At 49.4% G+C, this 14,420-nt stretch carries 10 protein-coding genes; all 10 read left to right on the top strand.

Annotated elements, in window-relative coordinates; genetic code table 11:
* Nucleotides 1–54: 54 nt before the first annotated feature.
* Nucleotides 55–567: a hypothetical protein gene (locus GKG43_RS03290; protein WP_193763652.1), complete on the top strand. Its 513-nt coding sequence runs from the start codon at nucleotides 55–57 to the stop codon at nucleotides 565–567.
* A gap of 3 nt (nucleotides 568–570) precedes the next feature.
* Nucleotides 571–1,467 carry a DUF4097 family beta strand repeat-containing protein gene (locus GKG43_RS03285; protein WP_055150841.1) on the top strand — a complete coding sequence of 299 codons (897 nt, stop codon included), beginning with the start codon at nucleotides 571–573 and terminating at the stop codon, nucleotides 1,465–1,467.
* A gap of 67 nt (nucleotides 1,468–1,534) precedes the next feature.
* The gene (locus GKG43_RS03280; protein WP_025655008.1) at nucleotides 1,535–1,720 is read left to right on the top strand and encodes a PspC domain-containing protein; all 186 of its coding nucleotides are present in this window, start codon (nucleotides 1,535–1,537) and stop codon (nucleotides 1,718–1,720) included.
* Between the two features lie 389 nt (nucleotides 1,721–2,109).
* Complete coding sequence (locus GKG43_RS03275) at nucleotides 2,110–4,164, top strand: beta-galactosidase (RefSeq protein ID WP_055150838.1); 2,055 nt, start codon at nucleotides 2,110–2,112, stop codon at nucleotides 4,162–4,164.
* Nucleotides 4,157–6,805 carry a hypothetical protein gene (locus GKG43_RS03270; protein WP_174518396.1) on the top strand — a complete coding sequence of 883 codons (2,649 nt, stop codon included), beginning with the start codon at nucleotides 4,157–4,159 and terminating at the stop codon, nucleotides 6,803–6,805. Before GKG43_RS03275 ends, GKG43_RS03270 begins: the two co-directional genes overlap by 8 nt.
* The gene (locus GKG43_RS03265) at nucleotides 6,795–9,212 is read left to right on the top strand and encodes a glycoside hydrolase family 95 protein (protein WP_055150835.1); all 2,418 of its coding nucleotides are present in this window, start codon (nucleotides 6,795–6,797) and stop codon (nucleotides 9,210–9,212) included. Before GKG43_RS03270 ends, GKG43_RS03265 begins: the two co-directional genes overlap by 11 nt.
* 105 nt (nucleotides 9,213–9,317) lie before the next feature.
* The gene (locus GKG43_RS03260; RefSeq protein ID WP_129878529.1) at nucleotides 9,318–10,685 is read left to right on the top strand and encodes an ABC transporter substrate-binding protein; all 1,368 of its coding nucleotides are present in this window, start codon (nucleotides 9,318–9,320) and stop codon (nucleotides 10,683–10,685) included.
* 110 nt (nucleotides 10,686–10,795) lie between these two features.
* Nucleotides 10,796–11,668, top strand: coding sequence for a sugar ABC transporter permease (locus GKG43_RS03255; RefSeq protein WP_129878527.1), 873 nt, complete (start codon nucleotides 10,796–10,798; stop codon nucleotides 11,666–11,668).
* The gene (locus GKG43_RS03250) at nucleotides 11,668–12,489 is read left to right on the top strand and encodes a carbohydrate ABC transporter permease (protein WP_025655013.1); all 822 of its coding nucleotides are present in this window, start codon (nucleotides 11,668–11,670) and stop codon (nucleotides 12,487–12,489) included. The genes GKG43_RS03255 and GKG43_RS03250 overlap by 1 nt, the downstream gene beginning before the upstream one ends.
* Before the next feature lie 70 nt (nucleotides 12,490–12,559).
* Nucleotides 12,560–14,380 (top strand): histidine kinase, encoded by a 1,821-nt coding sequence (locus GKG43_RS03245; RefSeq protein WP_055150826.1) that lies wholly within the window; start codon nucleotides 12,560–12,562, stop codon nucleotides 14,378–14,380.
* The last annotated feature ends 40 nt before the right edge of the window (nucleotides 14,381–14,420 follow it).

Here is a 14,420-nt window from a genome sequence, read left to right as displayed (position 1 = left end):
TTCCTGTCGCCTTGAGTATTTTTCACAGTTTATGCTGCGATGCAGATTCTCCCCTTGACAAATCCAGTCTCAAGAGAGAATACTTATAAAAAGGCTGAGGGCGGTTACAGCTATCGGAGTACATCCGGGAATGAGTCCTATGGAGGATCTTCCTATACAGACTATGATGATGGTAGTGAGAGACCCAGAACCAGCAAGACGCTTAAGATCATACTGGTGATTCTGATTTGTCTGGTAGTGATTCCGTTTGCATTCCCTGTACTGATCGGGATTGCAGCTTTGATTATCGGAATCGTGTGCGCCGCATTTGGATTGTTCGCAGGCCTTGTTGTCGGCTCCGTTGCCCTGATGCTTTCCGGTATTGTTGTTTTTGTATTCGGCCTGGCAAAGCTGCTGATTGCTCTTCCTACAGCACTTTTGACCTGCGGTTCCGGATTAATTATATTTGTACTGGGACTTATTGCTACCGTGGCAACCGTAAGACTTTGCATGGTTATTTATCCGGCTATGTGCAGAATCATTGTAAATATCTGCCGCTGGCCATTTCACAGAAGGGTGGTGTCTTAAACAATGAGAAGAGGGTGGAAGATTTTTTGGATTGTATGTGCGTCAATTGCAGGCATTGGACTCGTACTTTGTGTGACGGGCGCCGGAATGGGGGCGACTCTTTCGGGCATCGGAGAGGTGTATGCTTCAGACCGTTGGTTCTACTGGGATGACTGGCAGAGATGGAATGGTTATGATGATAATGACTTGGAAGATCTGGATGACTTGGAGACGGCCGGAGAGCATTATACTCAGGGCAGTGAAGAATATGTATCCAATTTTAAGGAAATACAGTCCATTGATATAGAGGTAACCTATGTGGAGATCGATATTAGAAGATACAGCGGGGATACCATTACAGTAGATACCAGCCAGCTGAACAGCAAATTGAGAAATAATCTGATCATGGGGACAGAGGACCACGAACTCTTTATTGAAACAAAGAATCATAGTATATGGAAACAGATTGGAAGACATAATTCCGGGGCCGTGGTCATTCAGATTCCGGAGGACAGCGGTCTTACAGAGGCATCCTTCGATATCGGGGCAGGATTGTTGAAAATTGAAAGCATTGAGTCAGGAGAGCTGGATATCAATGTAGGCGCAGGCCAGGCTGTGATTAAAAGCTTTGAGGCAGGAGAGCTGGACGTGGAATGTGGTGCAGGCCAGACGACTCTAAAAGGAAAAGTAAATCAATCTGCGGACATTCACTGTGGTGTTGGCGAACTTAAAATGACACTGTATGGTAACCAGGACGATTACGACTATGATCTGAAATGCGGAATCGGTGAACTTACCGTTGGAGATTACAGCTATGCAGGTCTTGGAAGTGAACGTAAATTAGATAATGGAACAGGCAGACCGATGAAGATCGACTGCGGCATCGGAAGAGTGGAAGTCAAATTCAACGAAGATTTTTAAAAAGTAACGCTAAGCATCATTTAGACCAATAAGGCAGTAAATCTATAATAAAATAGGAGGAATTATTATGGAACCAAAAAAATTATACCGTTCAAGAAACAACCGCATGATTTGCGGAGTGTGCGGAGGTGTCGCAGAATATTTCAACATAGACGCAACTCTGATACGTTTGCTTTTGGTACTCTTAGGCTGCACAGGCAGCGGTATTGTGGCATATTTTATAGCTGCAATCATAATCCCTGACGAGAAGTAAAGATAGAATATCAATCGTAACAGTTTAGGTCTGCCTGGACTGTTACGATCAATTAATGAGCCATACAAAATAAGGCTGGATTTATAAAAGCAGCCTTATTTTGTGTGGCTTATTTTTTCTCTTATAGGAAAGTTCGCCTATAAGAGAAAAAAGCCTTCCAGGCGGGATGCGCACGCCGCCACTTCCGCTGCCTGTCCGTTTAGTTATACCACTGAAAATCTTTTATGACATAAACTTTCTACATAAACAATCTGTGAATCCTTCATGTGAATCCGTTCCGGCTGCGTTTATACTAAAATTGATCTTTTATCTTTTAAAACAAAAATGCCTTAAATATACCGCAAAAGTGGTGGAAAGGTGAAAAAAGAAGAAGCAGAGGAGGAAAAGTTATGAACAAGACAGCTATACCGCCGATTTCCTTTGGCGTGGATTATTACCCAGAGCATTGGCCGAAGGAGCGCTGGGCAAAGGATATCAGGCTGATGAAGGAGATGGGGATCCAGGCAGTGCGTATGGGCGAGTTTTCCTGGAGCCGTTTTGAGCCGGAACCCGGAGTCTACCAGTTCGGATGGCTGGATGAAATCATTGAAATGCTGAAACAGGCAGGCATCTATACCATACTGGGCACCCCTACTGCGGCGCCTCCGGCCTGGCTGATCGGGGAGGATCCGGAGATACTTCCCATGGACTCCCGCGGGGAGCGTAAGGGATTCGGCGGCCGCCATCACGACTGCATGAGCAATCATCATTATCGGAGTGCGATCCGGTTATTAGTGGAGAGAATGGCCGGGCAGTACAAGGATGAGCCATGGGTAATCGGCTGGCAAATTGATAATGAGCTGGGAAACAGCCATGAAGATCTGTGCATGTGCCCAAGCTGCGAGAGAAGCTTCCAGCGCTGGCTGAAAGTAAAGTATAAGAATGTTTCGGAGTTGAATGCTGCATGGGGTACCGTGTTCTGGAGCCAGGAATATAACGACTTTTCCCAGATCCCCGCGCCAAGGACAGTGCCGACCATGCACAGCCCATCTCTGGAACTGGACTGGAAACGGTTCACCTCCGACCTGGTCAATGATTTCCTGAAGATGCAGGCAGATATCATCCGGGAGATCTCTCCGGATAAGATGATTACCCACAATCTAATGGGATTTTATGATAAAACGGACTATTTTGAAATGGCAGAGAACCTGGACATTGCGGGCAATGACCAATACCCGACGGGATACTATTTTGAGCAGCCGGGGCAGCCTGCATGGGAAGTGGCAGCCTGTTATGATTTTATCCGCAGCGTCAAAAAACAGCCTTTTTGGATGCTGGAGATGCAGGCAGGGGCCACGGGGGGCAAACTGATCGGCAGGACTCCGCAGCCGGGGCAGTTGAATCTCTGGACCTCGCAGAGCGTAGCGCATGGAGCGGACGCAATTGTCTATTTCCGATGGAGGAACTGCCTTTATGGAACGGAACAGTATTGGCATGGGATTCTGCCGCACAGCGGTGTCCCGGGCAGAACTTACCGGGAACTGCAGGAAACGATCCGAACGCTGAAGCCGGTGATGGAGGAGATGAAGGGAAGCATGCCGGTGAGACAAGCGGCGATACTCTTCTCCTATGAGCAGGACTGGGCGCTTCAGGTGCAGCCCCATCACCCGGATTATTCTTACCTGTACCAGGTGCAGCAGTTTTACAGATGGTGTTACGAGGCAGGCATAGCGGTTGACTTCATACGGGAAGGCGAGCCAATGGAGATGTATCCTTTGGTATTTGCCCCGCTTCAGTATCTCTCGTCCCCGGAGCAGGCGGAGAGGCTGGAACGCTATGTGGAATCCGGGGGAAACCTGGTAATGTCGGTGCGTTCGGGAGTGAAAGACCGCTGCAACGCATGCCTTCCCGGTATACTTCCCGGGCCGTTTAGAAAGCTGCTGGGAATTACGGTTCCCGAGTACGACTGCATGTGGGCGGAAGAGTCCGGTCTGGCAGCAGCGCCCCGGGCAGGGGATAAACAAGAAAACCGGAAAGAACAAGACAGAGAAAGCAGGGAAGGTTCTGTTGGAAAAGGCGCCATCTGGTGTGACTGTATCTGCCCGGAGGGAGCGGAGCCGGTTCTTCTGTATGAGACAGGGATGTACAAAGGGAAACCTGCAGTCACCGTACATACGTACGGCAGTGGTAAAGCATGGTACATCGGATGCGTTCCGGATGAAGCGGCGGGAGAATGGATCATGAAGCAGGTTGGCAGGGAATGCGGCTTTATGCTCAGGAATACCTGGGGCGGGCCGGTTGAATATGCGGTGAGGCAGAATGACAGGGAGGCCTTTTTGTTTGTGATGAATCATTCCGGCAGGGAACAGACAGCTGACATACCTGAGGAATGGGGGGCGCAGAGGCAGTGCTGTCTGCAGCCTTATGAAGTAAAAATATGGAAAAGGTGCAGGGATCATGAGTAATAACAGATTAGAGCAGGTATTGCAGGGCAAAGCGGGTAACACAATCTATCCGTTTTTCTGGATGCACGGTGAGGATCATAAGGTATTAAGGGAAGAACTGGATAAAATCTATGACTGCAATATACGCGGAATCTGCATTGAAGCCAGGCCCCATCCGGACTTTGGGGGGACGTCCTGGTGGTCAGATATGGATTTTATTATGGAATATGCAAAAGAGCATGACATGAAGCTATGGCTCCTGGATGACGACCATTTTCCAACAGGGCATGCAAACGGTGCATTTGAAGGCGGATTGAACGAGTTGTCAAATCAGTTTCTTACCTGCTGGTCAACGGATGTCCTGGGGCCGGTAAGACAGGCTGCGCTTCCTGCGGGAGCGGTGCTGAAAGAAGGAGAAGAGCTGGTTGGGGCAGTGCTTTCGCCCCGGACGGATTCCGGCAGTACGGAACTGGACTTGTCCAAAAGCCTTGACGTGACGGGGAAGATCAAAGACGGTTGGCTTCGGATCGATGTGCCGGAAGGGCTTCACCGGGTGGTTTTGTTCTATACAACCCATGAAGGGAATGGAAAACTAAATTATTTTAATATCCTGGATTCGAAATCCGTAAAAGTGCTGATAGAGCAGGTATATGAGCCGCATTACAGGCATTATGGAAAGGAATTCGGCGGCACCTTCGAAGGGTTCTTTTCGGATGAGCCGGAATTTGGCAATCTTCCGGGGTATGATTTTCAGGCAAGGCTTGGGGAAAAGATGAAATTTATTCCGTGGAGCGGAGAACTTTCCGACAGGCTGCGGGAAAAATGGGAAGTGGATTTTGTGAATCATCTCCCGGCTCTTTGGTACCCGTGCGGTGACAGGACAAAAACCATACGGTACGAATATATGGATGCGGTGACAAAACAATTAAAAACCGCATTTTCAGATCAGATCCATGACTGGTGCAGTGAGAGGGGTGTTCTGCATGTCGGTCATATTATAGAGGATGACAATTCCCACGGGCGTCTGGGATGCAGCACCGGCCACTATTTCAGAACCATGTCCTCCTTTGATATGGGAGGGATCGATGTCGTGCTGCTGCAGGTAATGCCGGGGATGGATCAGGAAACCCATCAGTGGGTGGCTTCTGACCGGGATGGAGAGTTCTTCCATTACGGACTTGGAAAGCTGGGGAGTTCTGCGGCGCATATTAACCTGCTGCATCAGGGCAGGGCGATGTGTGAGATATTTGGCGCGTTTGGATGGCAGGAGGGCGTATCCCTGATGAAATGGCTGGCGGATCATATGCTGGCCAGGGGGATCAATTACTTCGTACCGCATGCATTTTCACCGGAAACATATCCGGATCCGGACTGCCCGCCTCATTTCTATGCAGGAGGCAGACATATGCAGTATCCGTATTTTCAGAAATTAATGGAATATGTGAACCGTATGGGGCATTTGCTGAGCGGAGGGAGGTATCCTGCGCGGGCCGCGGTATTGTATCATGCGGACGCGGAATGGTCCGGAGAGGATGCGCAGTTGTACCAGAAACCGCTGCGCAGCCTGATGGAGCACCAGATCGATGCAGATGTGATTCCATGCGATGTATTTTCCGGTACGGGCGGGTATGAAACACAGTATGGGAACACATTGAAAGTGGGTTCACAGGAGTATGAATGCCTGGTAATTCCGGCCATGAAATTTCTGCCCGAAGAGACTTTAAAAGGGGTGGAACAATGGATGCGGCTGGGAGGCCGGGTACTCTGCATCGACAGGGCGCCGGATGCGGATAATGCCTTTATCAGCATGGTGGAGACAGTTTCGCTCACGGAACTCCCCGGGAGGGTGATGGAACTGATTCATCCGAGTCTGGTCATACAGGGAGGGAATAAAAAGCTCCGAACCTATCCATATGAAAATGATTACGGGACAGCCCTTCTTTGTTTTAATGAAGCTGTGGCAGAGAAACAGAAATTCACAGTCTGCCAAAAGGGGGAAGAGCCGGCATATGCTGTGCGCTATGACGGACTCGAAAACAAATGCTATGAGTTGAAACGAAATGCGGAGGGAAATGCAGTTCTAAGCCTGGAGCCAGGTGAGGCAGCGGTCTGCCTTTTCCTGCGGGAAGAAATCCCGGCGGAAACACAGGGACAATGGGAAGAAAGTGAAAGAATAGAAAGCATATGGGAGATCTATGCGGCGGACAGCAGGGCAGAAGAGCCGGTGCTGCTCAGGCGTGGGAATTCTGGGGTGCTTGAGGATCTGAATCCATGGCTGGCGTCAGAAAAATTCAACGGCCAGATCATTTACCGAACCGTGGTATCTGCGGATCAAGCGGTACAGAGAAAAATAACCATACCGCAGCCAGTGGATGTATGTGAAATCCAACTCAACAAAGAACCGGTGAAAATGCTGATCGGCCCGCCCTACACGGCAGAACTGGAGCTTGCAGAGGGAGAGAATGTGCTGGAACTTTATTTTCCGGTGACACCGGTATATGAGAGCGGGGATGCATGGTCTGCCCTGACAGTGCTGAAACCATTTGGCCTGCAGGAAACACCGGTACTGTCTGAAAAGGCGGGAAAGGGGTCAGACCCCTCTGCAAAAGGGTCAGACCCCTTTGCACAAAAAACGGGGAAAGGAAGAGACTATGAAAACTAAAAACCAGACATTATGGTATACAAAGCCGGCAAAAGATTTTACCCAGGCGCTGCCGCTCGGAAACGGACATCTTGGGGCTATGGTATACGGGGGATTTCCCCGGGAGCGCATCTCTCTGAACCTGGATACTTTGTGGTCCGGCTGCCCGGGACATTGGCGGGGGCAGCAGAAGATCCCGCAGGAAATGCTGGGGGAGGCCAGAAGACTTTTAAAGGACGGCGCGTACTGGGACGCGCAGAAGCTGATCCAGGAGCATATGCTGGGGTGTAATAATGAATCCTATCTGTCGGCAGGGCGGCTGGAGCTGCAGTTTGGGACTGATGCAAAATACGATGCCTGTGACAGGCGTCTGCACTTGGATGAAGCCGTAACGCGGACGGTCTGGGAGTTCAAGGGGCAGAAGGTAAGAGAAGAGGTTTTTGTCTCGGCAGTACAAAACGGGATGTATATCCGGATTCATACAGAAGGCGCGCCGCTCTCAGTTACGATCTCCCTGCATACCCCATTAAAAGTGCTAAAGAATGAGGCAAAGACGCAAGGGCTGTTATTATGGGCACAGGCGCCTTCCCATGTAGAGCCAAACTATGTATCCAGCAGCGACCCGATTCTGTACGACGAAGAAAAGCCGGGCATGAAATACGGCCTTTTTATTGGGGTTAATGAATGTGACGGCCTGATCAGGGAGAATGAAGGGGAGATCTGCATTCAGGATTTTACCTGCCTGACCTTGTTCTTATCAGGTAAAACCGGATATGAAGGTTACGGAAGCCCCCTGTGCACACAAGACGAACTCTTGGTTCATTGCCTGGAGGAGCGGTGGGAACAGGCAAAGCTTACATCCTATGAGGAGCACTTCCGGGAGCATACGCGGGAACATCAGCGGCTTTATCTTCGGACTGTCCTGGAATTAGAGGGCGGGGAAGAGGCGGAGCAGCGGCCGACGGATGAGCGCCTGGAGATGGTAAGAAGTGGAAGCGTCGATTCGGGCCTTTCCGTGCTATTATTCCATTACGGAAGATACCTGATGCTCTCTTCCTCAAGGCCGCTGGACGCTATGGTACAGCCGGCGAACCTCCAGGGTATCTGGTGTGAGGACGTGCGGTCCGTGTGGAGCAGCAACTGGACCGTGAATATCAATACCCAGATGAATTACTGGATCTGCGGGCCCGGAAATCTGCCGGAGTGTGAGATCCCGCTGATTCAGATGATAAAAGAACTTGCAGACGCGGGACAGGAAGCGGCGGCGAACTTAAACTGCCGCGGCTTTGCGATCCACCACAATATCGATCTGTGGCGGCAGTGTATTCCGGCGCTGGGAGAAGTAAAGTGGGCGTACTGGCCTATGGGAGGTCTTTGGCTCACAACCCATCTTTACCGGCACTATCTCTATACAGGGGATCCGGAGTATCTGGCGGAGATCTATCCCGTATTTCAAGCATGTGCGGCGTTTATCTTAGATTATTTATATCAGGAGGACGGGGTATACCAGTCATGTCCCTCCACCTCTCCGGAAAATACATTTTATGATGACCAGGGAAGAGAATGCGCCGCCTGTGTGTCCTCCACGATGGACATTGTTCTGATCCGGGAAGTTCTCTTGGACCTGCTGGAAATCGAGAAGATCCTGCGGGGAACACAGCCAGTAAGCAGGCAGTGCCAGGAGGCCGGACATGTACTGGATGCGCTTCCGGAATTTCAGATCGGCAGCAAGGGACAGCTGCTGGAATGGAGGAAAGAATACAGGGAAGCAGATCCGGGCCACCGGCATTTTGCACATTTGATTGGTTTTCATCCCTTCAACCAGATCAATAGTGAAGATACTCCCGGGCTTGTGGAGGCTGTTAAGAAGAGCCTGGAGATCAGGCTGAATGGGAGAAAGCAGTATATCGGCTGGAACTGCGCCTGGCTGATCAACTTTTCGGCAAGGCTGAAGGATCCGGACAGTGCATGGGAATACGTGGAACAGATGTTGAAATACTCGGTTTATGATAATTTATTCGACCTGCACCCGCCTCTGGGAGAAAATGAAGGGGAACGTGAAATCTTCCAGATCGATGGAAACCTGGGAGCGGCAGCAGGGATGGCCGAATTCCTTGTTCAGTGCCTTGGCGGAAAGATTTATCTGCTCCCCGCACTGCCGAAAGCATGGAAAAGCGGCCGTGTAAAGGGAATTGGCGCACCGGGCAGCCTCGGGATATCCTTGGAGTGGGAAGAGGGGGCTCTTACAGGCGGCGGCCTGTGCGCTGGAAGAGATGGGCGGGCCGTGATCGTATGTTCCATTCCTTTTGTAATTCGTGGGGAGAATGGCGGCGCTTTGGGACGCGCCCTGCCGGTAACGTCAGGCTGGGAGGCTGAAATTGATCTGAAAGCGGGCGTAAAATACAGCATTGTCCGGGAGTATATTTGAAAAGTGCAAGTTGTTCCTGTGAAAAGTGCATGTGAAAAAGAAGGCAGCCCGATTATAATCTAATCATCAGTAAAGGAAAGGTACAGGAGAAGAAAGGAGAAGGTTATGAAAAAGAGAAGAGTAATGCCAATGCTGATGGCAGGAATTTTTACAGTATCAGCAATCCTCGGAGGATGTTCCCAGGGCGGGGACGATAAAGGTGCGGACGCACAGAAAGGTTCCGGGAGCAGTAAACAGGAAACCGATGCCAATATTTACGAGTACACCAAAGACGATCTGGACGGAAGAACCATTTCACTGGTTACTTCACAGGATTGGTGGAAAGATGGAATGCAGGCGCTGGTGGACGAATACAAAGAGGAGTTTGGTGTCAAGATCCAGGTGGAGATCCTGCCAAGCGACACCGCATCCGAGGTCATCAAATCCAAGTTTACGACAAAGGAACTCCCTGACATCATTATGAACTCCGCATCACCGGCCGAGCTGACTTACATGAACGCCTCTCAGAATCTGGAGGATCTGACGGAGGAACCATGGGTGGAAAAACTGAACAGCATCGACGGATTTGTGGACACAGACGGAAGACTTTACGGCTGCCCGCTGGCAGCACAGGATTACTGGGGTTTCTGTGTAAACCGAGAAGTGTTCGAGAAATGCGGGCTGGATATCCCGGAATCCAAAGAAGATCTTGTAGATTCTTTTAAAGTGCTGCAGGAAAAAGGTTACACACCATTTTACTTTGGCGCAGGAGATTCCTGGATGTGCGGCAACATCACTAGCTCAGGTGTCTATGCGGACAACCAGAAGGATCCCGACCTGATCAAGAAGTTTAACACAAACGAGATGAACTACGGCGACAGCGAAAGCTTCAATGCAATGCTGCAGGATTTGTATGACTGGTCGAAAGACGGCTATTTTGGAAAGAATCCAATGGCACAGTCCTGGGACGGGCAGTTTGCAGCGGTTGCAGACAATGAATGCGGCGTACTGATCGGGCTGACATCCTGGTTCAATGAGATCGATGCAAAATATGGAGAAGGAACAGCGGATAAACTGACTATGATCCCCTATTACATTGGAGAGAACGATACGATCTACCAGTCCACCAGCACACAGTTCTATATTCCAAAGGACGGGAAAAATATAGACGTGAGCAAGCACTTTATCAACTGGTGTGCAAAAGATGAAAATCTGCAGGCATTCTATGATTCCATCGGAGCGGTATCTCCGTTCAAAGATATAGAGCCAAGCCAAATGACGGCGCCGACGAAAGAGCTCCTGGACAAATTAAGCGACGGAACTTATGGCGTGCATGTATCTCACAATTCCGTGATACAGGGGCAGGATTGGGACAGCTTCTGCCAGCTGCTTCAGGAAGTGGTAATGAACCGGTATACGCCGAAACAGTTCTGTGATGAATATGACGGTATCCGTGAGGGAATCTGCCAGTCCCTTGGTCTGGAAGGATTCTAAGGAACAGCGGCATTGGGGTAACCGTTCAGGCTTTCCTGAACGGTTACATTCGGGGCACAAAAACGGGATGGTTTTTGTGCCCCGTTACTTTAAGAAAGGAAGGCTCGTAAATGAATTATAAAAAAATGTATCCCAGGTATCTCTGGATGATCCCCCTGATTATTTACACATTATTTTACATACTGCCGGGGATTCTGGGTATCTATTACTCTTTTGTGAACTACACGATCTATAACGATTCCAAGGAATTCGTCGGATTTACCAACTATATCCAGATGTTTTCCCAGAACCGGTTCCGGGTGGGGCTTGGCAATACGATCCTGTTTGCCGTACTGACAACGGTATGCAAGAACCTGATCGGCCTGGCAATGGCGGTTGCGCTGAATACCAGCATCCGTTCCAGAAATGTGCTCCGCACCATTTTTTATCTGCCGGTAATCTTAAGCACCCTGATCGTTGGGCAGATCTTCCAGGCAATGCTCCAGCCGGATACGGGGCTGATTAATCATATTCTTTCTGTTTTCAGCTCCTCGGCCTTAAGCTTTGACTGGCTCGGCAACCCGAATACTGCCATGTGGATGGTCATTCTGGTAGAGATATGGAAAGGGGCCGGCTACTGCATGGTAATCTATCTGGCAGGGCTTCAGGTGATCTCCAAAGAATACTACGAGGCAGCTTCGATCGACGGCGCAACGGCATGGACCAGTTTTAAAAATATCACGCTGCCGCTGATCGTGCCTTCTATCAGCATCAATGTGCTTCTGAGCGTAGTCAACGGACTGAAGGTATTTGATATCATCATCGCCCTGACCGGAGGCGGGCCGGGTATGTCCACCCAGGTCCTAAGTACAACCATATACTCCTATCTGGGCAGCGGCGCACTCTCCACGGGCTGTGCGGCCAATGTGGTACTGACGGTGTTTGTCATTGTAGTATTCTTTGCCCTGAATAAACTGTTTGCAAAACTGGAGGTGGATCACTAATGAGAGCACAGAAAATAAAGCGCACTGTTTTGGCGGTATTTATGTGGATACTGAGCCTGATCGTTCTGATCCCGCTGCTGCTGATTATCATCAATTCATTTAAAACCTCCGCGGAGGCAGATATCATGACGCTGAAGCTTCCGGAAGTGTGGCAGTTTGCAAACTTTGCCGTGGCGGTTGCGGAGTCCAATATTTTCAGGACCTTCCTGAATAGTGTCCTGATTACCGGCGTTTCGGTTTTGGCATCCTCCATATTGGGGACAATGGCCGGATATTCCCTAAGCAGAAACCGGGATAAGATTAACAGAGGCGTATACTCTTATTTCCTGCTTGGGCTGGTGGTTCCGGTACAGGTCATTGCACTGATACAGGTCCTGCAGAAATTCAGGATGATGGACTCTTATGCGGGGATTATATTTGTCTATATCGCAATGTTTGTACCGCTGAGCGTATTCTTGGCATACAGCTTTGTCAGTTCCGTGCCGAAAGAGCTGGATGAAGCAGCTGTAATGGACGGGGCGACTCCCCTGCAGCTTTTCTTCCACATCATACGCCCGATGCTGACGCCGGTAATCGTGACATCGTTTATTACGCAATTTGTATTTATCTGGAATGATTTCCAGTATCCGCTGTATCTGCTGTCCAGCAGTTCCAAGTGGACCATAGTCCTCGGCGTTTACAAGTTTATCGGCCAGTTTGGCAGTGACTGGAATATCGTATGTGCATACATCCTGCTTTCCTCCCTGCCGGTAGTCATTGTATATCTGGCGGGACAAAAATATATCATTTCAGGCATGGTGGCAGGCGCAGTGAAAGGTTGATAACGAATTTGCTGTGTGATATAGTGGGGAAAATGCTGCAGAAAATGAAACAGAAAGGGGATGGAACGTGATGATCAGGGTAAAACAGCTTAGTTATCAGAAAAAGGCAGTCCTGTTGTTCTCTCTTTTAATCAGTCTGCTTATCCTTATATTCCTCGCTATATACATGAACTCCCAGAGCAAATCCATCAAGGAAAAGGAACAGGACACAATGGAACAGCTTTCCGTCAGGGCGGTCACCCAGTTTGGAGAGCTGCTGGAGAATATGCACAGAATCTCGCTTGGCGTGGCTTCTGACAAGCATGTGCTCCGTGTTCTGGAACAGGCAGAAAATTATAATGGGGAGGAAAATTATTTCCAGAAATATCCCCAGGAGCGAAAGACCATACAGATGGTTCTGATGAACCTGATCGGAGAGGATTTCCGGAACCGCAGCTTCCACGTGATTTCAGCGCGTGACGACTGGCTGAATCTGGATATCTATAACGAGGCCTACATGAATAAAGAAGGGATTGAAGCTCCTCCCTGGCGGGAAAAGATGAGAGATGATGAATACATCAAGTATATTACGCCCTTTGCGGAGGATGGATACGGGCGCACGAAAGAGGAGGTCTTCTCTTATGTCAGGCAGATTCAGGATGAATACCAGAAATTGGGATATATTGATATCCAGTATGAGAAAAAGCTTCTCGATGATATTTTCACTCTGCAGATGAATAATTATCCTGTTCAGGTAGCTGTTTATCATGGAGGAGAACTGTTTTACGGGAAAGATCTAAAGAATAAAGAACACCTGGAATCCATATGGCGGGAGATGGAATTCACGGAAGAGGGGCACATACAGGAAGTAAAAGCCGGCAGCCGCAAATATCTGGTATATGGTGCGGACAATACTGCCTTTGAGATGCAGGTCTGCCTCTATGTAGATGTAAACAGCTATATGGGCGTCATCTATCAGAATCTGGCATGGATTATCGTGCTGGGCGTGATTCTGCTCTGTATTATGATTCTGCTGGTGACCCTTGTGACAGAGAATCTTTACCGGCCGATCCGGCAGCTCAGGGACAGCATTCAGCACATGAATTATGGGGAACTGGCCTTAAACCGGAATATAGAAGATACGGACGACGAGATCCAGATGCTGACCTCCGCCTTTTATGACATGCTCGATAAGATGAAAAAGTCCAGAAATGAACTGGTAGAGGCGAAGACAAGGGCTGTACGGGCCAGATATGAAGTGCTTCAGGCACAGATCAATCCTCATTTTATGCACAATATACTGTCGGTAATCGGGCTGATGGGGTATCAGAAAGATGCGCCGGAGATCATGGACATCTGTTCAGACCTCACAAAAATGCTGCAGTACACGACGGATACCGGAAATTCTACGGTACCTTTGAAAGAAGAAATAGCACATGTTGAGACCTATCTGAAATTAATGGGATACCGCTATCTGGACCGCCTGCAGGTGGACATAAAAGTGGATCTGGCGATGGAGGAGATAAGGGTTCCAAAATTCATACTGCAGCCCATCGCAGAGAACTGTTTTCAGCACAGTTTTGTCAACAGCAGGCAGAAAAAATACGAAATACAGGTTCTGGGTATGGGGACAAGTGAGGAGTGGCGGATTCAGATCCTGGATAATGGGACTGGTTTTACGGGCGAGGCCCTGGCAAAACTTAAAGAACAGTTCGCAGAAATAGATGCAAATATCAGAGAAGGAAGTTCGATTCCCGAGATGGGGATCGGTGGAATGGCGCTGGCAAATACGTATGCACGGCTGGCAATCTATTCAGAGGGCCGGATTGGGCTGGAGGCAGGAAACAGGCCCGAGGGCGGTTCCTGGGTAAGCCTGATACAGCGGACAGACCGCGGGAGTATCGAAGCGTGACATTTCATAAGGAGTACAGGGACGGAACTGTTACGGGGTG

The sequence above is a fragment of the Eubacterium sp. BIOML-A2 genome, from assembly GCF_009680135.1.
Classification (GTDB): domain Bacteria; phylum Bacillota; class Clostridia; order Lachnospirales; family Lachnospiraceae; genus Faecalicatena; species Faecalicatena contortus_B.
This window is presented reverse-complemented; position numbering and strand designations above follow the sequence as displayed.

Coding starts and splice junctions, on each gene's coding strand:
- GKG43_RS03245 (WP_055150826.1), top strand. CDS start 12,560: ATGATCAGGGTAAAACAGCTTAGTTATCAGAAAAAGGCAGTCCTGTTG.
- GKG43_RS03250 (WP_025655013.1), top strand. CDS start 11,668: ATGAGAGCACAGAAAATAAAGCGCACTGTTTTGGCGGTATTTATGTGG.
- GKG43_RS03265 (WP_055150835.1), top strand. CDS start 6,795: ATGAAAACTAAAAACCAGACATTATGGTATACAAAGCCGGCAAAAGAT.
- GKG43_RS03285 (WP_055150841.1), top strand. CDS start 571: ATGAGAAGAGGGTGGAAGATTTTTTGGATTGTATGTGCGTCAATTGCA.
- GKG43_RS03260 (WP_129878529.1), top strand. CDS start 9,318: ATGAAAAAGAGAAGAGTAATGCCAATGCTGATGGCAGGAATTTTTACA.
- GKG43_RS03280 (WP_025655008.1), top strand. CDS start 1,535: ATGGAACCAAAAAAATTATACCGTTCAAGAAACAACCGCATGATTTGC.
- GKG43_RS03255 (WP_129878527.1), top strand. CDS start 10,796: ATGAATTATAAAAAAATGTATCCCAGGTATCTCTGGATGATCCCCCTG.
- GKG43_RS03275 (WP_055150838.1), top strand. CDS start 2,110: ATGAACAAGACAGCTATACCGCCGATTTCCTTTGGCGTGGATTATTAC.
- GKG43_RS03270 (WP_174518396.1), top strand. CDS start 4,157: ATGAGTAATAACAGATTAGAGCAGGTATTGCAGGGCAAAGCGGGTAAC.